This is a genomic window from Microbacterium fluvii (assembly GCF_025515205.1).
Classification (GTDB): domain Bacteria; phylum Actinomycetota; class Actinomycetes; order Actinomycetales; family Microbacteriaceae; genus Microbacterium; species Microbacterium fluvii.
Genome location: NZ_JAOPFX010000001.1, coordinates 545214 through 565687, shown reverse-complemented (window position 1 = coordinate 565687; position 20474 = coordinate 545214). Strand labels below are relative to the sequence as shown.

Here is a 20474-nt window from a genome sequence, read left to right as displayed (position 1 = left end):
GCGGATGCTGCGCACAGCCGACGCCGAGAGGCGCACCGTAGGATCGGATCATGGCGGGCTTCTGGGGCAGACGTAAACGCGAGACCGAGGAGCAGCAGGCGCACGACGCCGATCTGGCGCGCCGCGCGCAGGTCGCCCTCGTCGCCGCCGACGAGCGCATCAGGGTGACCGCCGACGAGCTCGTCTTCGCCGAGGCGGAGCTGGGCACAGGCCCCACCGACGACCTGCGCAAGGCGCTGGCCTCGGTGCGCCACCACCTGGGCGAGGCGTTCCAGCTGCACCAGCTCAACCACGACGAGATCCCCGACACGGCAGAAGAGCTGCGCACCCGCAACGCCCGCATCGTGCAGCTGTGCGAGTGGGCGGAGTCGCTGCTCGACGACCGCACCGAGTCGCTCGCGGCCGACATCGCGCGCGTGCGCCAGGCGCCGCAGATCATCGCGCAGGTGCGCGCCGACGCCGTGCGGCTGCGCGAGCGCATCCCGAACGCGCGCGACGTCGTGACCCGTGTGCGGGGCCGCTACGCCGACTCGGCCGTGCAGAAGGTCGCCGCAGGCCCCGACGAGGTCGAGCAGCTGCTGTCGTTCGCCGAGCACTCCGCCCAGATCTCCGAGGCCCGCCGCTCGGCGAACCGCGTCGAAGAGGCCAACCTCGCCCTCGAGACGTCGACCGAGGCCGTGCGGCGCGCGGCCAGCGTGCTCGACGGCATCGAGGACTTCGAGATCGAGGCGCTGCGCGCCGAGTCCACGCTCGCCGCCGTCGTCGACGACTCCCGCGGCGACCTCATCGCCGCCAAAGACGCGCCCGCCACCGAGCAGGTCGCCGGCGCCATCCGCGACCTCTCGGCTGCCCTCGCCGCCCTCCCCGCCCCCGGGGTCAAGGCCGACCCGTTCACCGAGCTCTCGCGCCTCCGAGAGGCGAACACGGCTCTCGACACCGCGATCGCCAAGGCCCGGGAGCGCGCGGCGCGGCCGCTGCCCACGCCAGAGCAGATCCGCCACGCCCTCGACGACGCCGATCGCCAGCTCGCGGTCGCGCGCAACGTCGTGAACGGGCACCGCGGCTGGATCGGCGCCGATGCGCGCACGCGTCTGGCCGAGGCCGAGCGCACCCGCTCCGACGTCGACCAGCTGCCCCCGGGCGAAGACTCGCTCGAACCGGCCCTGCACGGCGCGCGCCGCGCGGCGCAGCTGGCCAGCGAAGCGCTGCAGCTCGCCCAGCGTGACATCGACTCGGAACGGCCCCAGGGTCCGGGCTGGGGCGGCGGCGGCTGGGGCGGTGGCGGCCGGGGCGGCGACAACGGCGCCCTCACCGGCATCCTCGGCGGTGTGATCCTGGGCGGCCTCCTCGGCGACATGTTCGACTGAGCGCAGCACCAGACGAAGAAGGCGGATGCCGCAGCATCCGCCTTCTCGTATGTCACGCCTACGAAGCGAGCTCTTCGCTGGGCGGAGCCTGGGTCGCCAGCGAGATGACGCCGTAGTCCCAGCCCTTGCGGCGGTAGACGACGCTGGGGTGATCGGTGCGGGCGTCGACGAACAGGAAGAAGTCGTGGCCGACCAGCTCCATGCGGTCGACGGCCTCTTCGACGGTCATCCACTCCGCATCGAACCGCTTGGTGCGGATCACGACGGGCGTGTAGTCGTCGTCGCTCTCGTCGGCGCCGATGACGGGGATCTCGCCGGTTGCGACGGCGCGGAGCACATCGGCCGAGACGGGCTGCACGTCGATGCCGGCGAGCGCTCCGCTCTGCTTCTCGAACTTCGCTCCTCGGGGGTGGTTGCGCGAGTCGACGCGCTTGTCCTTGGCTCGGCGCAGCTGCTCGGCCATCTTGTCGATCGCGAGATCGAGCGCGGCGAACTTGTCGCCGTCGACGGCCTCGGCCCGAACGACGGGACCCTTGCCGGTGAGCGTGAGCTCGACGGTGTCGTCTTCGAGTCGTCCGTTGTGGTACGCCCGATGCGTCACCTTGACCTCGAGGGTCTGTGCGCGCGGAGCGAGCGTTTCGATACGGGGGGTCTTGTCCTCCACCACAGTGCGGAAGCGATCCGTGATGCTCACGCCCACGCCGACGATGCTGGTTTCCATCCCTGACCTCCTTGTTCCGGTCCACCCGGTCAAGGGCGGACCTTCAGTCGCCTTGTGCCCTCCACGCTACCCCCGGGTCACCCTCCCGTCACCCATGAGTTTCCGGGAATATTGTGGTAGGACCATATGAGGGGAAGCGCCGCGGCGTTCCGGCCACGACGGCCGCCCCGACGACCTCCGCGCCCGCCGCGCGCAGCGCCGCGGCGGCCTCGGCCAGCGTCGCCCCCGTCGTCACGACGTCATCGACGATCACGACCCTCACCCCGGTCGCGCCCGACGCCGCGAACGCACCCGCGACGTTGCGCCGCCGTGCCTCCCGATCGAGCCCGCGTTGATCCGCCGCGCGACGGCGCGCCCGCAGCAGCGGCCGCACCTCGAGTCCGGCGCGGCGCGCGATGAGATCCACGACCCGGTACCCGCGGCGGCGATAGGCGGCCCGTGAGGTCGGCACCGGCACGACGAGCGTCCCCGGCGCCCATCCCGCCGCGACCGCCGCGGCCCGCAGCGCCGGCGCGAGCTCTCGCGCGCACCCCGTGCGACCGTCGGCCTTGACGGCGCGGATCACCCGAGCCATGACCCCGTCGAACTCCCGGCCGCTCCAGACCCGCAGCCCGCCCTCGAGCACGCGCAGCGTCGGTGCCGGCGCGAGGGCATCGGCGCACCGCTCGCACAGCGCGACGTCGTGCTCGCCGCAGCCGGCGCACGAGATCGGCAGCAGCAGCGCGAGCGCTTCGACCAGCGCCCGGCGTGCGACGTCGAACAGAGAGCGAGCGGATGCCGTGGCCACCGTTCCACGATCCCGCGAGGCCGCGCGCCGCGGGGCCTCCGCAGCACCTCGTCGTGCACGCAAGGCGCCCCGGCCGGCCTGGGGAGGACTACTCGGGCGAACCCTGCTGGCTGGCCAGCACCTCGACGTCGTCGACGACGGTGGTCCAGGTGACTCCCCGCTTGACCGAGACGTTGCCCTGGTCATCGAGCAGTCGCAGCGATGCGGCCGAGGTCGAACCGGCGATCGCGACCGCCCCGGCGGGGGCATCCGAGGACGACTGGGTGCCGCCGACGATCTGCTCGACGACGACCGGCCCCGAGTCGTCCGACGAGAGCACGGCCAAGGTGGCATCGTCGAGCCACGCGAGGCCGACCCCCGCGCCCGGCAGCTCGCCGAGCACGACGGGTTCGCCCAGGCGCACCGGCGCGCCGGTGTCGTCGCGCACGATCCCCGCCGCCGCGACCCACGACGACTCGCCGCCGCGCAACGCCGCGATGAGCCGGGTGCCGTCGCGCGAGACCAGCATCGCCGTCACCTGCACCGCTCCCGGCCACGCCTCGCCGACCTCGAGCGCGATCCCGTCGGCGGAGTGCGCGACGACGGCGGTCGGCTCGCCCCGCGGCACCGTCCACACATAGTCCAGCGGGTCGATGCTGGGGGCGACGAGACCGGCGCGTTCGTCGACGACCGCGAGGGTGCCGTCTGCCCCCACGCGCGCGGCACGGCCGTCCGTCAGGAGCACGGCGGCGGTCTCACGGTCGGCGGACACCTGCACGGCGGCGGGCTCGACGGTCTCCATCGCATCGGACAGTCCCTCGATCGGCGTCAGCTGCGAACCCGTCGAGAAGCCCAGCACCCCGTCGATCACCACGAGCGGCGCCCCGCTGATGCGGGTGGAGCGCGTGCTGACCGTGTCGGCGTCGAGCACCTGGGTGGGCACCGACATCTGCACGGCGGCGACACTGGCCGTCTGCATGCTGGCGGTCAGCTGCGTCTGCATGCGGTCGAGCGACTCGGCATCCAGGCTCAAAGCGCCCTGCGTGAGGCTCACCTGCGCGATGCCCCCGTCGACGGGGACGGCGGGGCTGGCAAGACTCACCGAGTCGGGGAACGACGTCTTCACCGACTCAGCCAGCCAGGCGCTGGGCGCGCCGTCGACGAGCTCCTGGGCGATGCGCGCGGGTGCGTTCGTGGTCGGGAACCAGCGCACGTCGGGCACGAGATACTGCCACGACGGGTCGAAGAACATCAGCGGATAGCGGTGGTAGACGCGGGGGAAGACGTTGCGATCGAGCACGATGCCGTCGGGGGCCGCCGAGATGCGCCACTGGCCGTCTTCCTGTTCGAGCTCGAAACCCAGCGACGACTCCCCCGTGTCGAGCGTCTGGTACTGGCCATCGCCGTCGATCACCGCCTCTGGAGTGATCGTCGCCGTGACGGCGCCATCACCGGTCTCGGTGATGTCGCGCTGGCCGGGGGCGTCGACGGTGACCCCCGCGTCAGGGGCCCACTCCTCGCGGAACGCGGTCGTGAGGAAGAGCTTCGCGGTCGCCCAGTCGTCGTTGGTGCCGGAGCCCGCGCGCAGGAACCCGTCCACGATCTGCTCGGGCGTGGCGCCTGCCTGAGGTCGATCGGGGAGGAAGGCGAAGTCGGGGTTCGCCGCTTCGTCTTCCACGTCGAGGCCCGGATTGACCGACCCCGACATCGGCAGCCCCGCGCACGCCGCGAGCGAGGTGGCGAGCACTCCGGTCACGAGCGCCGCGACGAGCCGTCGAAAGGTCATGGCGCCACCTCCGGCTCCGCGGGCAGCTCGATGGGCTGGGTGAGGCCGAGGTCCTCGCCGCCCGGCAGATCGTCTGCGCCCGGGTCGACCGTGATCGGCGAGGTGCCGGGGATGCCGCCCGAGCGGCGGGGCAGCGTGAGCACGAAGTTCGAGCCGCGTCCCAGTTCGCTCCACACCGCCAGCTCGCCGCCGTGCAGCCGCGCATCGCCCAGCGCGATCGACAGGCCGAGACCTGTGCCGCCCAGAGTGCGGCGGCGCGACGGATCGGCGCGCCAGAACCGATCGAACACCCGTTCCGCGTCTTCGCGGCGCATGCCGAGCCCGTAGTCGCGCACGCCGAGTGCGACGGCGTTGCGATTGCTGTCGACCGTGACCACGATGGGCCTCCCCTCGCCGTGCTCGATGGCATTGCCCAGCAGATTGCGCACGATGCGACGGATGCGCCGAGGGTCCATGTCGACGGGCGAATAGCCGCCGGGGGCGACCAGGCGCACATCGGTGCCGTGCTGCTCCGCCACCTGCTGCATCGAGCCGATGACGTCTTCGGCCAGATGGGCGAGGCTCGTCGCCTCGAGCTCGAGCTGCACCGAGCCGGCGTCGTAGCGGCTGATCTCGAGCAGATCGGCCAGGAGCGTCTCGAACCGCTGCACCTGCGCATGCAGCAGCTCGGCCGCCCTCGCGGTGGTCGGGTCGAACTCGTCGCGCTGATCGTTGATCATGTCGGCGGCGAGGCGGATCGTCGTCAGGGGCGTCCGCAGCTCGTGCGAGACATCCGAGACGAACCGCTGCTGCACGAGCGACAGATCGGCGAGCTCCTTGATCTGGGACTCGAGGCTGTCGGCCATCGCGTTGAACGAGCGCCCGAGGGTGGCCAGCTCGTCTTCGCCGTGCACGTCGAGGCGCACGCCCAGCTCCCCCGCAGCGAGCTTCGCGCTGGTCTGCGCGGCCTCGCCGATGGGGGTCGTCACCGACCGCAGCACGAACCACGAGATGGCCCCGATGAGCACCACCAGCACGATGCCCACCACCCACAGCATCCCCTGGATGAACCCGAGGGTCTGCGAGGCGGTGCTCAGGTCATAGGCGAAGTAGAGCTCGTAGGCGCCCACATCGGGCACGAGCAGCTGCTGCCCGACGATGATGCCTGGCGCCTCCCCCTCGCCGGCATCGGCGGGGACCGCCACCGACTGCCACCACTGCTTCTCGGGGTCGGACTGCACGAGATCGCGCAGTCCGTCGGAGACCATGTCGTCGATCACGGCGACCGACGAGAAGTCCTGCGGGGCGATCGTGGACGGAGTGCGGTCGATGCGGAAGGCGGCGATCATGTCGCTCGTGGACTGCTGACCGAGCTCGGTGGTCACCGCGCCCCAGAGGTTCTGCAGCTGCACGCTGTCGCCCTGCGGCTCGCTCGCATCGAGCGTGGTCTGCGCGGCGACCGTGGCGCGGCGCGCATCGGCGAGCACCTGCTGCAGGCGGGACTGGAACAGGTCGTTCTGGATCGCCAGCGCCATCCAGACGCAGGCGATCATGATCGCGAGCGCCGTGAGGGCGAGCGTGATGAGCACCGTGCGGAAGCGCAGCGAGCGCCGCCACAGCCCCGCGAGGCTGTCGGGCCACGCGCGCCAGTCCCGCCAGCCGCCCAGCGCCGGGCGGCGGGCCGAGGATGCTGTCGCCTGCGCCGCGCCCACGGCCACCTCAGACGACGGCGCCGGCGCGGTACCCGACGCCGCGCACCGTCGTGACGATGCGGGGGTTGTCGGGGTCGAGCTCGACCTTCGCGCGGAGGCGCTGCACGTGCACGTTGACCAGGCGCGTGTCGGCCTTGTAGTGGTAGCCCCAGACCTGCTCCAGCAGCATCTCCCGGGAGAACACCTGCTGAGGCTTCGAGGCGAGGGCCACGAGCAGCTCGAACTCCAGCGGGGTCAGCGCGATGCCCGCGCCGTCGCGGCGCACCTCGTGGGCGGCGACGTCGATCGTCAGATCGCCGATGCGCAGGGCCTCCACCTCGGGCTCGGGCGTGGGGCGCAGCCTGGTGCGGATGCGCGCGACGAGCTCCTTCGGGTTGAACGGCTTGACGATGTAGTCGTCGGCCCCCGACTCGAGGCCCCGAACGACATCGGCGGTGTCGGCGCGGGCGGTGAGCATGATGATCGGCACGCCCGACTCGGCCCGGATGCGCGTGCAGATCTCGATGCCGTCCATGCCGGGGAGCATGAGATCCAGCAGAACGAGGTCGGGGCGCTCCGCGCGCCAGATGTCCACGGCGGCGGCGCCGTCGGCGCAGAACACCGTGTCGAAGCCCTCGGTGCGCAGCACGATGCCGATCATCTCGGCCAGTGCGGTGTCATCGTCGACCACCAGGATGCGTGATGTCATCTCGCGCGTTCGTCCCTCTCTTCGGCAGGGCACGGCGATCGTGCGGCGTACCCCTGCGCTTCCCACAGAGTAGTCGACGCGAGCCGAAGCGGCCTCGACGCGCGCCCTGGGGACCGCAGCGGCCGGAATCCTCCTGCTCCGCCACGGTGTGACACGATAGGAGACCCGCAGGGATCGACGATCGCGAGGAGGCCACGGTGACCGCCCCGCCCGCCTGGACGCCCGCGCCCCGCCCCGGCATCGTTCCGCTGCATCCGCTGACCTTCGGCACGATCCTCGGACGCTCCTTCGTCGCCCTGCGGCAGAACCCGCGCGTGCTCCTCGGATTCGCCCTCGGCGTGCAGGCGGTCTCGTACCTGCTCATGGTGCTCGGCATCGGCGCGGTCGCGTGGGCGTCGTTCTCGCGGCTGAGCACGGTCGAGATCGGCTCGGAGGAGTACGACACGATCCTGGCCGGCTCGATCGCCGTCACGGGGGTCGTCTCGCTCGCGCTGGGGCTGGCCGCCGGCGCGCTCGGCACCATCGTGCAGGGCGTCGTGGTGACCGAGGTCGCCCACGCCGTCGTGGCCGAGAAGCTGAGACTTCGCGAGCTCTGGGCGCTCGTGCGCCCCGTCGCGTGGCGACTCATCGGCTACGCGGCCCTCATCACCGCGGCGATGCTCGTCGGCTTCGGGCTCATCGCCCTCGCCCTCATCGCCCTCGGCTCCGTCGTGGTGTGGGCGGCGGTGCTGCTCGGGGTGCTCGCGGTGCTCGCCGTCATTCCGGTGATGCTGTGGCTGACCGTGAAGCTGCTGCTCGTGCCGGCGGCCATCATCATGGAGCACGCCACGATCCGCGCGGCGATCGCCAGGTCATGGCGGCTCGTCGCCGGGCGGTTCTGGCCGATCCTGGGCATCGTCGTGCTCATCTCGATGGTGTTCGGCGCGATCGGATACGCCGTGGGCCTGCCGTTCTCGCTGCTGTCGACGGCGCTGACCACCGTGATCGCCCCGACCGGCGACCCCGGTCCCAGCGCGATCATCGCCGTGCTCGCGGCGACCCTGCTCACCGAGGTCGTGACGCTGCTCGTGCAGGCGGTGAGCGTCGTGGTGCAGTCCACGGCCTCGGCGCTCGTGTACGTGGACTGCCGCATGCGGCGGGAGGGCCTCGATCTCGACCTGCTCGCGTACGTCGAGGCCCGCGACGCCGGAGTCAGGCCTCTCGCCGACCCCTACCGCGCACACATCGGCCGCCAGCCGACCGGGCGCGCTCCGGCGCCGCCCGCCCCGTGGGGGCCCGTGCCGCCGGCGCCGCCTCGCCCCGCCGCCCCCGCGGCGCCCCCCGGCTATCACCTCGCCGGCGCCGCGCCCACCGCCGCGCCCGCAACGGCCACGCCCGCGACCGACTCCACCCGATGGACCGCACCGGGCGCGCCGGCCGATCAGACCGACCGCGAGTCGCCGTGGGCCTGATCGCCGTGTCGGTCGCGCTCGCGACGCCCCTGGTGCCCGACGGCGACGAGGCGCGCTCGTGGGCCGAGCAGGAGCTGCGCGACCCGGTGTACGCGACGGCCGAGCCGACCGCCTTCGATCGCGTCGCCCGCGCCGTCGGCGAGTTCTTCGCCGCGCTGTTCTCACCCCAGGTGCCCACCGGCTGGGGGCCGGCGCTGGCCGTGGTCGCGGCGGTCGTGGTCGTCGTGGTGATCGCGGCCGCGTTCGTGATCTGGGGCGTGCCCCGCGCCACCGTGCGCGCGCGGGCGGCGACGGCCGACCTGTTCGGAGACGCCGAGCAGCGCACCGCCGATCAGCTGCGGGCGGCGGCCGCCGCGGCGGCGGATGCGGCGCGCTGGGACGAGGCGATCGTGCTGCGGTTCCGCGCCCTCGCGCGCTCCCTCGACGAGCGCGGAATCGTGACGACCCCGCCGGGGGCGACCGTGCACGCCTTCGCGCGCGCCGCCGCGCGCGCGTTCCCCGCGGCAGGCGACGAGCTGGAGGCCGCAGCATCCGCCTTCGACGACGTGCGCTACCTGCGCCGCCCCGGCACCGCACAGCTGCACGCGCTCGTCGCCCGCGTCGACGACCGCCTCGCCCGTGCGCGGCCGGCCGGGGCCGAGCCGCTGGCGGCGCCGGCGTGAGCGCACCGGCCTCGACGGCTCAGCCCGCCCGGCGTTCCCGCACGGTGCAGGGCTGGCTCGCGCTGGGGGCGGCGCTCGTGGTCGTCGGCATCGCCGGGGCCGTGCTCGCGGGCATCGGCGGGTGGACCCAGCGCGACGCGCTCGACCCCGAGTCGCCCGCGCCGGAGGGCACGATGGCGCTCGCGCGCATCCTCGCCGACCGCGGCGTCGAGGTCATCGTGGCGCGCGACCGCGACGAGGCCCTCCGCGCACTGGCGACGGCCGGAACGACCCTGGCGCTGCCCGATGCGCCGCTGCTGTCGGATGCGGCCGTCGTGGCGATGGCCGCCGCGGCCGACGACGTCGTGCTGCTGGATCCGCGCTCGCGCACGCTGCGGCTGCTCGTCGACGGCTCGTCGCCCGCCGGCATCGCCCCCGAGGCCACCATCGCACCCGCGTGCGACCTGCCGGAGGCCGTGCGATCGGGGTCGATCATGCCGGTCGCGGTCTTCACCGCGGGCGAGGGGGTCACGGCCTGCTACCCGGCAGGAGCGGGCTCCGCACTGCTGGTGGCAGACGAGGGCGAGCGCCGGACGGCCGCCGTCGACGCCACCGAGCTGTTCACCAATGCGCACCTGGCGGACGACGGCAACGCCGCCCTCGCGATCAATCTGCTGGGCCGCCACGATCGCCTCGTCTGGTACGTGCCAGGCGACACCGATCTGACCGACGCCGACCCGTCGCTGGGCGAACTGACCCCTGTATGGGTGAGCCCCTCGATCGTGCTGCTGCTGTGCGCCGCCGTGGCCGCCGCGCTGTGGCGGGGCCGCCGCTTCGGTCCGCTCGTGGCCGAGCGCCTGCCGGTGACGGTGCGCGCCGCCGAGACCGTCGAGGGCCGCGCGCGGCTCTACGCCCGTGCCCGAGACACCCGGCACGCGGCGGCGCAGCTGCGCCATGCGAGCGTCGTGCGCCTGGCGCGGCTGGTCGGGCTCGGCGCCGGTGCGCGGCCGGGTGACGTGGCCGACGCCGTCGCGGCGCGCATCGCGCGCGATCCGGCCGAGGTGCGCAGCATCCTGATCGATCACCAGCCCGACACCGATGCGCAGCTGGTCGCCCTCTACGAGCGGCTGCGCGATCTCGAAGGCGCCGCCCACGCGGCGCTGCACCCAGAAGGGAACCCAGATGACCGAGACCGCTGAGAGCGACGAAGACCTGCGCACGGCCATGCACCGCGTGCGCACCGAGGTGGGCAAGGCCGTCGTCGGCCAGGACGGCACCGTCACCGGGCTGCTCATCGCCCTGCTCGCCCGCGGCCATGTGCTGCTGGAGGGCGTGCCGGGGGTCGCCAAGACGCTGCTCGTGCGCACCTTCTCGCAGGCGCTCGGGCTGCAGACCAAGCGCATCCAGTTCACCCCCGACCTGATGCCGGGCGACGTGTCGGGGTCGCTCGTCTACGACGCGCGCTCGGGCGAGTTCGAGTTCCGTCAGGGTCCCGTGTTCACCCACATCGTGCTGGCCGACGAGATCAACCGCACGCCGCCCAAGACCCAGTCCGCACTGCTGGAGGCGATGGAGGAGCGCCAGGTCTCCACCGACGGGGTCACCAGGGCGCTGCCCGACCCGTTCCTCGTCGCGGCGACCCAGAACCCGATCGAATACGAGGGCACCTACACACTGCCCGAGGCGCAGCTCGACCGGTTCCTGCTCAAGCTCGTGGTCGATCTGCCCGCGCGCGATGCGGAGTTCGCCGTGCTGCGCCGCCACGCCGACGGGTTCGACCCGCGCGATCTGTCCGCCGCGGGCGTGGCACAGGCGGTGACCCCCGATGAGGTGCGCGCCGCCCAGCGCGCCGTGCGCGCCGTGTCGGTGACCGACGATGTGCTCGGCTACCTCGTCGATCTCGCCCAGGCCACCCGGCGCAGCCCCTCGGTGCAGCTGGGCGTGTCTCCCCGTGCCACGACGGCGCTGCTGGCGGCGGCCAAGGCGTGGGCCTGGCTGGGCGGATCGCCGGCGATCACACCCGACCACGTGCAGACGATGCTGCTGCCGACCTGGCGCCACCGCATCCGTCTGCGTCCCGACGCGGAGCTCGAGGGCGTGTCGGTCGACGCGGTGCTCGGCTCGGTCGTGCAGCAGACCAGGGTGCCCGTGTAGATGTTCGCCAAGGGTCGTCTCGCGCTGCTGGTCGCCGCCGGCGTGCTGCCTGTCGTGCTGCTCTCGCTCGCCGGGGCCGACGCATGGGTGGTGGCGGCGTGCTGGATCGCGGCGTGCGTCGTCTGCGCCTGCGTCGACGCGCTCGTCGCGGCCGACCCGCGGATGCTGCGCATCGAGCGCGAGCCGATGCGACGCGTGCTGCTGGGAGAACAGGCCATGACCCGTCTGCGAGTGCGCAACGCCGGGCAGCGGCGCGTGCGCGGGCTGCTGCGCGACGCCTGGCAGCCGACGGCCGGCGCGCCCGCCGGCCGTCTGACCCTCGACGTCCCTGGCGGCGAGAGCAGGATGCTGACCGTCCCCCTGCTGCCGCGGCGCCGTGGCGAGCTGCGCAGCGGGTTCGTGGTGGTGCGCTCGGACGGCCCGCTGGGGCTGGCGGGGCGCCAGCGGCGCATCGACTCCCCCGCCGCGGTGCGGGTGCTGCCGCCGTTCACGGCGCGCCGCCACCTGCCCTCGCGGCTGGCGCGCCTGCGCGAACTCGACGGGGCGACCAGCGTGCAGGTGCGAGGGCAGGGCACCGAGTTCGACAGTCTGCGCGAATACGTGCGGGGCGACGATGTGCGCTCGATCGACTGGCGCGCGACCGCCCGCGCGACGACGACCATGCTGCGCACGTGGCGCCCCGAGCGCGATCGGCACGTCGTCATCGTCATCGACACGGGGCGCACCGCCGCCGCGCGCGTCGGCGACGGCGTGCGGCTGGACGCCGCGATGGAGGCCGCTCTGCTGCTGGCCGCACTGGCGAACCGCGCCGGCGACCACGTGCACCTCGTGATGTTCGACCGCCGGGCACGCGCCAGGGTGACCCGCACCGACGGGCCGCGGCTGCTGCCGGCGCTCGTCGACGCGATGGCGCCCGTCGAGCCGCAGCTCATCGACACCGACTGGGATGCGGCCTTCGCGCAGCTGCGCTCGCTCACCTCCCGCCCCTCGCTCGTGGTCGTGCTGACCGCTCAAGACGCCGCAGAGGCCGCCCGCGGGTTCCTCGGATCGCTGCCCCTGCTCGCGCAGCGCACGCAGGTGCTGGTCGGCACGGTGAGCGCGGCAGCATCCGATCCCCCCTCGCGTCCCGATGCGCAGGAGGTGTACCGCGCCGCCGCGCAGGCGCGTTCGCAGGCCGACGCCGAGGTGGTCGCCGAGGCGATCGCGAGGGCCGGCGCCGAGGCGATCGTCGACACGCCGGAGCGTCTGCCCCCGCGGATCGCCGATCGCTATCTGGCGCTCAAGGCGGCGGGCAGACTCTGAGCGGCGGCCGCCCGACGGCGGCGGAATGCGTCGCAATCCCTGGGAAAAGCCTGATGAAGCCCTAAGCTCGGGGCCGGATGAAAGGAGTCCGCCATGTCGGATGTGACCATCGAACCGTCCACCTCGACCAAACTCATCGCCGAAGCCCTCGGCACCTTCCTGCTGCTGTTCGGCGCGGTCGGAACGGCGCTGTTCGCCTCCGACTTCGGCGTCGGCGACAACGGCACCTCTCTCGGCGTCGGCTTCGTCGGCGTCGCCCTCGCGTTCGGCCTGACGATCCTCGCCGGCGTCTACACGTGGGGGCCGATCTCGGGCGGCCACTTCAACCCGGCCGTCACGATCGGCCTGGCCGCCGCCGGCCGATTCGAGTGGCGCAACGTCCCCGGCTACATCGTCGCCCAGATCGTCGGCGGCGCCGTGGGCACGACCCTGCTGTTCCTCATCGGCGTCTTCGGCCCCGGCTCATGGCTGAGCGAGAAGCAGGCGGCCGGCTTCGCGAGCAACGGCTTCGGCGACCTGTCGCCCGGCGGCTTCGGCCTGGGCTCGGCGATCGTCGCCGAGATCCTGTTCACGGCGATCTTCGTGCTCGTGATCCTCGGCGTCACGCACTCCAAGCGCGGCACCGGGTTCGCCGGCGTGGCGATCGGTCTGACGCTCACCCTCATCCACCTCGCCTCGATCCCGATCGACAACACCTCGGTCAACCCGGCCCGCTCCATCGCGACCGCGATCTACGGCGGCGGCGGGTTTCTCGCGCAGCTGTGGGTGTTCATCGTCTTCCCGATCGTCGGGGCGCTTCTTGCCGGCTACGCGCATCGCGCGCTGTTCGAGCCCAAGGCCCTGCCCCCGGCGCAGGCCGAGGCCCGCGTCGAGTAGTCCGCGCGACGACAGAAGCGGCCCGCCCCCGAGGGGACGGGCCGCTTCGTGATTGCGGATGCGGCGATCAGCCGTGCAGGTCGTACCGGTCGAGCTCGGTGACCCGGCCCCACGCCGCCGCGAAGTCGCGCACGAACTTCTCCGACGCGTCGTCGGAGGCGTAGACCTCGGCGAGGGCGCGCAGCTCGGAGTTCGATCCGAACAGCAGGTCGACGCGGGTGCCGACGCCGACCTTCTCGCCTGAGCCGTCCTTCGTGCCGGCGAACGCGTGCGAGCCGGGGTCGAGCGGCTTCCAGGTCGTGCCGAGGTCGAGCAGGTTCACGAAGAAGTCGTTCGTGAGCACACCGGGGCGATCGGTGAGCACGCCGTACTGCGAGCCGTCCCAGTTGGCGCCGAGCACGCGCAGACCGCCGATCAGCGCCGTCATCTCGGGCGCGCTCACGGTGAGGAGGTTCGCCTTGTCGATGAGCAGGTGCTCGGCCGGCAGCCCCGATGCCATGGCGAGGGGGCCCTGGTAGTTGCGGAAACCGTCGGCGGCGGGCTCGAGGTAGCCGAACGAGTCGACGTCGGTCTGCTCCTGCGAGGCGTCGGTGCGGCCGGGGTGGAAGACCACCTCGACGTCGACGCCGCCGTCACGGGCCGCCTTCTCGACCGCCGCGTTGCCGGCCAGCACGATGAGGTCGGCCAGCGACACCTTCTTGCCGTCGGTCTGGGCGCCGTCGAAGTCGGCCTTGATGCCGCCGAGCACGCCCAGCACCCTGTGCAGCTGGGCCGGGTTGTTGACCTCCCAGTCCTTCTGCGGCGCGAGGCGGATGCGGGCGCCGTTGACGCCGCCGCGCTTGTCGCTGCCGCGGAACGAGGATGCCGCCGCCCAGGCCGTCGAGACGAGCTCGGCGACCGTGAGGCCCGACTCGAGCACACGGGCCTTGAGCGCGGCCGCGTCATCGGCGTCGATCAGCACGTGGTCGACGGCGGGCACGCGGTCCTGCCAGATGAGCTCCTCGGTGGGAACCTCGGGGCCGAGGTAGCGCTCGATCGGGCCCATGTCGCGGTGGGTCAGCTTGAACCAGGCACGGGCGAAGGCATCGCCGAAGGCCTCGGGGTCGTCCTTGAACCGTCGCGAGATCTTGTCGTAGGCGGGGTCCATGCGCAGCGCGAGGTCGCTCGTGAGCATGCGCGGCTCACGACGGCCGTCGGAGTGCGCGAGCGGGACCATGTCGGCACCCTGGCCGTGCTTCGGCCGCCACTGGTGGGCGCCGGCGGGGCTCGAGAACAGCTCCCACTCGTACGCGTAGAGGATGTGGAAGAACTCGTTGTCCCAGCGAGTCGGGTGGTAGGTCCAGGTGACCTCGAGGCCCGAGGTGATCTGGTCGTCGCCCTTGCCCGAGGCGAAGTTGTTCTTCCAGCCCAGGCCCTGCTGCTCGAGGCCTGCGGCCTCGGGGTTGTCCTCGAGGTTCGCGTCGGGGGCCGCGCCGTGGGTCTTGCCGAAGGTGTGTCCGCCGGCGATGAGGGCGACGGTCTCTTCGTCGTTCATCGCCATGCGCGCGAACGTCTCGCGGATGTCGCGGGCGGACAGCAGCGGGTCGGGGTTGGCGTTCGGACCCTCCGGGTTGACGTAGATGAGGCCCATCTGCACGGCCGCGAGCGGCTTCTCGAGGTCGCGCTCACCGGTGTAGCGCTCGTCGCCGAGCCACGTCGTCTCTGGGCCCCAGTACACGTCGTCGTCGGGCTCCCACACGTCGGGGCGGCCGCCGGCGAAGCCGAAGGTGGAGAAGCCCATGTTCTCGAGCGCGACATTGCCGGCGAGGATCATGAGGTCGGCCCACGAGATGGCCTGACCGTACTTCTTCTTCACGGGCCACAGGAGGCGCCGCGCCTTGTCGAGGCCGACGTTGTCGGGCCAGCTGTTCAGCGGAGCGAATCGCTGCTGACCGGCGCCACCTCCGCCGCGGCCGTCCATGACCCGATAGGTGCCGGCGGAGTGCCAGGCCATGCGGATCATCAGCGGGCCGTAGTTGCCGAAGTCGGCGGGCCACCAGTCCTGCGACGTCGTGAGCAGCTCGTTGATGTCGGTCTTGACGGCGTCGAGGTCGAGAGCCTCGAACGCGGCCTTGTAGTCGAAGCCCTCGCCGAGCGGATTGCCGACGGCGGGGTTCTTCTTCAGGATCCGCAGGTTGAGCTGGTTCGGCCACCACACGTTGTTCGCCGAGCCGCTGGTCGGGTGCGGCTGCCCGTGGATGACGGGGCAGGCTCCGGCGGCCTCTTCGGCGTACGCCTCTTCGGTGTCGGTGACCGTGACGGACTGGTCGATGCCCGAAGCATCCTCGCCGATCGGGGCTTCGGTGGGATCGTTCGTGGTCATGGTGTTCCTCTCGGGTGGGGGGTCAGACGCGGGCGGCGCACGCGGGACACAGGCCCCAGAACGTGACCTCCGCGGTGGCGATGGTGAATCCGTGGGTGTCCGACGGAGTCAGACAGGGCGCGGCGCCGACCGTGCAGTCGACGTCGTGCACCGCGCCGCACGATGTGCAGACGAGGTGATGGTGGTTGTCGCCGATGCGCAGCTCGTACAGGCCGGGCGCGCCGGCGGGCTCGATGCGGCGCACGAGGTCGGCTGCGACGAAGTCGCCCAGTGCGTTGTACACCGACTGCATGCTCGTCGAGGGGACGGCGCCGCGCACCTGGTCGAACAGCCGCTCAGCCGACGCGTGGGGCAGAGCGCGCAGCGCGTCGTAGACGGCCCGCCGCGACTCGGTCACCCGCAGCCCCGCGTCGCGGAGCAGGTCGTCGGTGGCCGTCGTCGTCATGACTCCAGCCTAGCGTTGTTTTGAGAGGATCAAAACAAGCTAACCTGCGACCAGCGTCGGCGTCCCCGTCTCGTACTCGGTGAGATCGCCCGTCTCGCCGTGCGCTGCCGCGCGTCGTCCGACGACGAGCATCACGGCGAGGAGGGCCGCCAGCGCCGCCCCGCCGATGACCATCTTCACGGGCCATGGCAGTGCGCTGCCGGTGACGAACCCCTCGACCAGCCCCGAGACGCCGAGGGCGATCACCAGGCCCACCACCACCGTCGCCAGAGACCTCCCTGCTGCGGCGAGCGACTCGGCACGAGGGCGGGGCCCTGGGGCCACCCACGCCCAGAAGATGTGCAGGCCCGAAGCGGCCGCGACGAACACGCACGTGAGCTCCAGCATCCCGTGCGGAAGGATGTGCGCGAGGAACACGTCGCCGCGGTCGAAGGCGAGCATGACGGCGGCGGCCGTGCCCACGCCGATCGCGTTCTGCACGAGCACCATCACGGGCCACACGCCCGTCACGCCGAACAGCACGCACTGCGCGGCGATCCACGCGTTGTTGGTCCACACGGTGCCCGCGAAGGTCGCGGCAGGGTTGTAGTAGTCGGTGAACTGGCTGTCGGCGTAGTCGGCCAGCTGAGCCCGCTCCCCGAGCGCCGCCACGAGCGCCTCATCGCGCGAGATCCACAGCGCGACCAGGGCGGTGACCGCCACGAAGCAGACGGCGATGACCAGCGTCGTCCACCTCAGGCGGTAGAGCGCCGCCGGCAGCTGCAGCGCGAAGAAGCGCGGCACCTGGCGCAGCACGTTCTCGGGGGTGCCGGTCAGACGCAGCCGCGCCCGTGCGAGCATGGTCGAGACGTGGTCGCCATGACGCGTGCGCCCCGCCGACGTCTTGATGTCGGCGAGGTCGGCGGATGCCGCCCGATACCGCGTGATGAGCTCGTCCGCCTCGGCGCCGTCGAGGTCGCGGCGGCGGCTGAGCTGCTCCAGACGCTCCCACTCCGCCCCTCTGGCGGCCGCGAGGGCGTCGAGATCCATATGGTTCACTGTAGCCATGCCCGCGGCGATCGAGATCAGCCAGGACGAGGTGCTCACCGGCGAAGCGGTCGCCCTCGACGTGCAGCCGCTGGGGTTCTTCCTGCGGGCGCTGGGCGCCGTGATCGACTTCCTGATCGCCGTGGCGGTGCTGGTGCTCTTCGTGGTCGTGGCGACCTCGCTCGGCGGCTCGGTGCAGGGCGGCGACGTCATGCCGATCCTCACGATCGCGGTGATCGTGCTGGTGACCGTCGCGCTGCCCACCGTCGTCGAGACGACGACGCGCGGGCGCAGCATCGGCCGGCTCGCGGTCGGCGGGCGCATCGTGCGCACCGACGGCGGTGCCGCCGGCTTTCGTCAGGCCTTCATCCGCGCCCTCGTCGGCGTGTTCGAGATCTGGTTCACACTGGGCGCCGTGGCCGCACTCGTGGGCGCCTTCACTCCGCGCTCGCAGCGGCTCGGCGACCTTCTGGCCGGCACCTACAGCGAGCGCACCCGCACCCCACCCCTGCCTCCCCCGGCCCCCGACGCCCCGCCGGCGCTGAACGCCTGGGCCGCCGGGGCCGATGTGGCACGCCTCCCCGACGCTCTCTCGCGCCGCGTGTCGCAGTTCGTGCGCAACGCCCACGCGATGGAGCCCTCTGCGCGGGCACGGCTCGCGGCATCACTGTGCGCCGAGACGGCTCCGCACGTCTCGCCGGTGCCGCCGGTCGACCCGGAGACGTTCCTGCGCGGCGTCGCGGCCGTGCGGCGCGACCGCGAGCTGCACGCGCTGCAGCTGGAGGCTCAGCGCGTCGACGCACTCACGTCGGGGGTTCGTCAGTAGCGGTAGTGGTCGAGCTTGTACGGCCCATCGACCGGCACGCCGATGTAGGCCGCCTGCTCGTCGCTGAGGGTCGTCAGCTGCACGCCGAGGGCGGCCAGGTGCAGACGGGCGACCTTCTCGTCGAGGTGCTTGGGCAGCGTGTACACGCCGATCGGGTACTCGGCCGTCTTCGTGAACAGCTCGAGCTGGGCGAGCACCTGGTTGGTGAACGACGCGCTCATCACGAACGAGGGGTGACCGGTCGCGTTGCCGAGGTTCATGAGGCGCCCCTGGCTGAGCACCAGCACGCTCCGCCCCGTGGGCAGGCGCCACTCGTGCACCTGCGGCTTGATCTCCACCGCCTCGGCGCCCTCGAGCGCCTCCAGGCCCGCCATGTCGATCTCGTTGTCGAAGTGGCCGACGTTGCCGACGATCGCGAGGTGCTTGAGGGCCAGCAGATGCTCGACCGTCACGACGTCCTTGTTCCCGGTGCCCGTGATGAGGATGTCGACCTGCGACGCGACGTCTTCGAGGCGCGCGACCTGGAAGCCGTCCATCGCCGCCTGCAGCGCGCAGATCGGGTCGACCTCGCTGACGATGACGCGCGCACCCTGACCCCGCAGGGCCTCGGATGCGCCCTTGCCCACATCGCCGTAGCCGCAGACGAAGGCGACCTTGCCGCCCATCAGCACGTCGGTCGCGCGGTTGAGGCCGTCGGGCAGCGAGTGACGGATTCCGTAGGTGTTGTCGAACTTCGACTTGGTGACCGAGTCGTTGACGTTGATCGCGGGAAAGAGCAGATCGCCGGATGCTGCCAGCTCGTAGAGCCGGTGCACACCGGTGGTGGTCTCCTCCGTCACGCCGAGAAGGCCCTGCGCGAGCCGCGTGAAGCGCTGCGGGTCGCGGGCGAGCGAGGCGCGGAGGGTGTCGAGGATGATGCGGTACTCGGCGGAGTCGGAGGCCACCGCATCCGGCACAGCGCCCACCTTCTCGAACTCGACGCCCTTGTGCACGAGGAGGGTCGCGTCGCCGCCGTCGTCGAGGATGAGGTTGGGGCCGTCGAAGCCCTCTGCCGACCAGTCGAAGATGCGGTCGGTGCAGGCCCAGTACTGCTCGAGGGTCTCGCCCTTCCAGGCGAAGACGGGAACGCCGGCGGGCTGCTCGACCGTGCCGGTCGGGCCCACCACGACCGCGGCGGCCGCCTCGTCCTGCGTCGAGAAGATGTTGCAGCTGGCCCAGCGCACCTGCGCGCCGAGCGCCGTGAGGGTCTCGATGAGCACGGCGGTCTGCACCGTCATGTGCAGGGATCCCGCGATGCGGGCACCGGCGAGCGGCTGCGACGGACCGAACTCCTCGCGCAGGGCCATGAGGCCGGGCATCTCGTTCTCGGCGAGGCGCAGTTGGTGGCGCCCGGCTTCAGCGAGCGAGAGGTCGGCGACCTGGAAGTCGGGCGCGGTCTGGACGGTGGGAGCAGGCATCCCCCCATTCTCCCCCACCGCGGTTACGGTCGCGACACGCCGTGCGCGGGCGCGAGCCGCACGGCGCGTCGTGACCGTGACCGAGTCAGCTCAGACGCGCAGGGTCTCGTGACGCACGACGACCCAGCCCTTGGGCACCGAGAGCCGGTCGGTGTGGATGGCGCACAGGTCGTGCGCGTGCGGGTCGGACGCGGCGCCGAGGGGGCCGAGGGCCGCCATCTGGTCGCCGTAGTCGTACGTGAGAGTCGAGACGGCCTCACGGGCACAGCCGACCTTGGAGCAGAGTCTTTCGCGCATCGCCTCCACGGTAGCCGCCCCCGACCCTCGCCTCGCGCTGCCGCGCCGCGACCTGGTCGCGCCGCGACCTGGCCGCGCCGCGACCTAGGATGGTGCCATGGCGTGGCGGCGGGGAAAGTGGTCGGCTCCGCCGGTGCGCGCCGCGCGCAGGCCGGACCGGCACGGCCGCCACGGGCGCGCCGATCGCAGCCCTGTCGTGCGGCCACCGCTGCCCCCGCTCGACACGCGCATCGAGCGCTTCGACCTCGCGGTCGGCACCGCCGCCGAGTTCCTCCGCTCCGCGTGGCCGGAGCTGCGAGACGTGCGGTTCGAGATCGCCGACATGCCGGCCGCCTCCGACGACGACGGCATCCCGCGGTGGCGGGTGAGCGTCGACGACAAGCGCATCACGCTCTACCGCATCCCGATCGAGCGCCTCGGGCCGCTGCACCGCAGCGACGACCTGCACCACCGCATGATGGTCGAGGGCGCCGTCTTCCGCGCCGCGGCCGAGTATCTCGACCGCGACCCGTGGGACCTCGGCCCCGAGCGTTTCCGTTACTTCTGACCTCCCCCCGCAACTTGGCACCTCTTGCCGCTGGATCGGGCGGCGAAGCGACAACAGCTGCCAAGTCGCGG

19 protein-coding genes are annotated in these 20474 nt (G+C 72.3%); 9 read left to right on the top strand and 10 right to left on the bottom strand.

Annotated elements, in window-relative coordinates; genetic code table 11:
* Window positions 1-50 precede the first annotated feature (50 nt).
* Entirely contained in the window at window positions 51-1367 is a 1317-nt protein-coding gene (locus OAW74_RS02490; RefSeq protein WP_262872754.1) for a hypothetical protein, read from the top strand.
* A 58-nt stretch (window positions 1368-1425) separates the two neighbouring features.
* Here the strand turns inward: OAW74_RS02490 and hpf are convergent, their stop codons facing one another.
* The 5 genes from hpf to mtrA all read right to left on the bottom strand — a co-directional run bounded on the left by hpf (window position 1426) and on the right by mtrA (window position 7019).
* Window positions 1426-2088, bottom strand: coding sequence for a ribosome hibernation-promoting factor, HPF/YfiA family (gene hpf, locus OAW74_RS02485; protein ID WP_262872753.1), 663 nt, complete (start codon window positions 2086-2088; stop codon window positions 1426-1428).
* 88 nt (window positions 2089-2176) lie between these two features.
* Entirely contained in the window at window positions 2177-2875 is a 699-nt protein-coding gene (locus tag OAW74_RS02480; RefSeq protein WP_262872752.1) for a phosphoribosyltransferase family protein, read from the bottom strand.
* A gap of 88 nt (window positions 2876-2963) precedes the next feature.
* A complete protein-coding gene (locus OAW74_RS02475; RefSeq protein WP_262872751.1) occupies window positions 2964-4640 on the bottom strand; it encodes an LpqB family beta-propeller domain-containing protein in 1677 nt (558 codons plus the stop codon).
* A complete protein-coding gene (gene mtrB, locus OAW74_RS02470; protein WP_262872750.1) occupies window positions 4637-6331 on the bottom strand; it encodes an MtrAB system histidine kinase MtrB in 1695 nt (564 codons plus the stop codon). Before mtrB ends, OAW74_RS02475 begins: the two co-directional genes overlap by 4 nt.
* A 7-nt stretch (window positions 6332-6338) precedes the next feature.
* Window positions 6339-7019, bottom strand: coding sequence for an MtrAB system response regulator MtrA (mtrA, locus tag OAW74_RS02465; protein ID WP_262872749.1), 681 nt, complete (start codon window positions 7017-7019; stop codon window positions 6339-6341).
* 197 nt (window positions 7020-7216) lie between these two features.
* Here mtrA and OAW74_RS02460 point away from each other — a divergent pair, with 197 nt between their 5' ends.
* From OAW74_RS02460 to aqpZ, 6 genes are all read left to right on the top strand, one after another.
* Window positions 7217-8470: a glycerophosphoryl diester phosphodiesterase membrane domain-containing protein gene (locus OAW74_RS02460; protein WP_262872748.1), complete on the top strand. Its 1254-nt coding sequence runs from the start codon at window positions 7217-7219 to the stop codon at window positions 8468-8470.
* Entirely contained in the window at window positions 8461-9132 is a 672-nt protein-coding gene (locus OAW74_RS02455) for a DUF4129 domain-containing protein (protein WP_262872747.1), read from the top strand. The genes OAW74_RS02460 and OAW74_RS02455 overlap by 10 nt, the downstream gene beginning before the upstream one ends.
* Complete coding sequence (locus OAW74_RS02450; protein WP_262872746.1) at window positions 9129-10310, top strand: DUF4350 domain-containing protein; 1182 nt, start codon at window positions 9129-9131, stop codon at window positions 10308-10310. The genes OAW74_RS02455 and OAW74_RS02450 overlap by 4 nt, the downstream gene beginning before the upstream one ends.
* The gene (locus OAW74_RS02445) at window positions 10294-11265 is read left to right on the top strand and encodes an AAA family ATPase (RefSeq protein ID WP_262872745.1); all 972 of its coding nucleotides are present in this window, start codon (window positions 10294-10296) and stop codon (window positions 11263-11265) included. The genes OAW74_RS02450 and OAW74_RS02445 overlap by 17 nt, the downstream gene beginning before the upstream one ends.
* Complete coding sequence (locus tag OAW74_RS02440) at window positions 11266-12567, top strand: DUF58 domain-containing protein (protein WP_262872744.1); 1302 nt, start codon at window positions 11266-11268, stop codon at window positions 12565-12567. It abuts the gene before it with no gap.
* Window positions 12568-12660: 93 nt separating this feature from the next.
* A complete protein-coding gene (gene aqpZ / locus OAW74_RS02435) occupies window positions 12661-13443 on the top strand; it encodes an aquaporin Z (protein WP_262872743.1) in 783 nt (260 codons plus the stop codon).
* Between the two features lie 67 nt (window positions 13444-13510).
* Here the strand turns inward: aqpZ and katG are convergent, their stop codons facing one another.
* From katG to OAW74_RS02420, 3 genes are read right to left on the bottom strand one after another with little or no spacing between them, the layout of a single operon-like run.
* A complete protein-coding gene (gene katG, locus OAW74_RS02430) occupies window positions 13511-15805 on the bottom strand; it encodes a catalase/peroxidase HPI (RefSeq protein WP_262872742.1) in 2295 nt (764 codons plus the stop codon).
* Window positions 15806-15827: 22 nt separating this feature from the next.
* Window positions 15828-16250 (bottom strand): Fur family transcriptional regulator, encoded by a 423-nt coding sequence (locus OAW74_RS02425; protein WP_262872741.1) that lies wholly within the window; start codon window positions 16248-16250, stop codon window positions 15828-15830.
* Window positions 16251-16289: 39 nt separating this feature from the next.
* On the bottom strand, window positions 16290-17279 hold the full coding sequence (locus OAW74_RS02420) for a stage II sporulation protein M (protein ID WP_262872740.1): 990 nt from the start codon (window positions 17277-17279) through the stop codon (window positions 16290-16292).
* Window positions 17280-17295: 16 nt separating this feature from the next.
* On the opposite strand from OAW74_RS02420, the gene OAW74_RS02415 reads away from it, so the two are divergent.
* On the top strand, window positions 17296-18102 hold the full coding sequence (locus tag OAW74_RS02415) for an RDD family protein (protein WP_262872739.1): 807 nt from the start codon (window positions 17296-17298) through the stop codon (window positions 18100-18102).
* On the opposite strand, the gene ahcY is transcribed toward OAW74_RS02415, so the two are convergent.
* Window positions 18096-19559: an adenosylhomocysteinase gene (gene ahcY, locus OAW74_RS02410; protein ID WP_262872738.1), complete on the bottom strand. Its 1464-nt coding sequence runs from the start codon at window positions 19557-19559 to the stop codon at window positions 18096-18098. The two genes, OAW74_RS02415 and ahcY, sit on opposite strands and share 7 nt — an antisense overlap.
* Window positions 19560-19649: 90 nt before the next feature.
* Entirely contained in the window at window positions 19650-19856 is a 207-nt protein-coding gene (locus tag OAW74_RS02405; RefSeq protein WP_262872737.1) for a DUF3499 domain-containing protein, read from the bottom strand.
* A gap of 97 nt (window positions 19857-19953) precedes the next feature.
* On the opposite strand from OAW74_RS02405, the gene OAW74_RS02400 reads away from it, so the two are divergent.
* Window positions 19954-20403 carry a metallopeptidase family protein gene (locus tag OAW74_RS02400; RefSeq protein ID WP_262872736.1) on the top strand — a complete coding sequence of 150 codons (450 nt, stop codon included), beginning with the start codon at window positions 19954-19956 and terminating at the stop codon, window positions 20401-20403.
* Window positions 20404-20474 lie beyond the last annotated feature (71 nt).

Coding starts and splice junctions, on each gene's coding strand:
- OAW74_RS02490 (WP_262872754.1), top strand. CDS start 51: ATGGCGGGCTTCTGGGGCAGACGTAAACGCGAGACCGAGGAGCAGCAG.
- hpf (WP_262872753.1), bottom strand. CDS start 2,088: ATGGAAACCAGCATCGTCGGCGTGGGCGTGAGCATCACGGATCGCTTC.
- OAW74_RS02475 (WP_262872751.1), bottom strand. CDS start 4,640: ATGACCTTTCGACGGCTCGTCGCGGCGCTCGTGACCGGAGTGCTCGCC.
- mtrA (WP_262872749.1), bottom strand. CDS start 7,019: ATGACATCACGCATCCTGGTGGTCGACGATGACACCGCACTGGCCGAG.
- OAW74_RS02445 (WP_262872745.1), top strand. CDS start 10,294: ATGACCGAGACCGCTGAGAGCGACGAAGACCTGCGCACGGCCATGCAC.
- OAW74_RS02440 (WP_262872744.1), top strand. CDS start 11,266: ATGTTCGCCAAGGGTCGTCTCGCGCTGCTGGTCGCCGCCGGCGTGCTG.
- aqpZ (WP_262872743.1), top strand. CDS start 12,661: ATGTCGGATGTGACCATCGAACCGTCCACCTCGACCAAACTCATCGCC.
- katG (WP_262872742.1), bottom strand. CDS start 15,805: ATGACCACGAACGATCCCACCGAAGCCCCGATCGGCGAGGATGCTTCG.
- OAW74_RS02425 (WP_262872741.1), bottom strand. CDS start 16,250: ATGACGACGACGGCCACCGACGACCTGCTCCGCGACGCGGGGCTGCGG.
- OAW74_RS02420 (WP_262872740.1), bottom strand. CDS start 17,279: ATGGATCTCGACGCCCTCGCGGCCGCCAGAGGGGCGGAGTGGGAGCGT.
- OAW74_RS02415 (WP_262872739.1), top strand. CDS start 17,296: ATGCCCGCGGCGATCGAGATCAGCCAGGACGAGGTGCTCACCGGCGAA.
- ahcY (WP_262872738.1), bottom strand. CDS start 19,559: ATGCCTGCTCCCACCGTCCAGACCGCGCCCGACTTCCAGGTCGCCGAC.
- OAW74_RS02405 (WP_262872737.1), bottom strand. CDS start 19,856: ATGCGCGAAAGACTCTGCTCCAAGGTCGGCTGTGCCCGTGAGGCCGTC.
- OAW74_RS02400 (WP_262872736.1), top strand. CDS start 19,954: ATGGCGTGGCGGCGGGGAAAGTGGTCGGCTCCGCCGGTGCGCGCCGCG.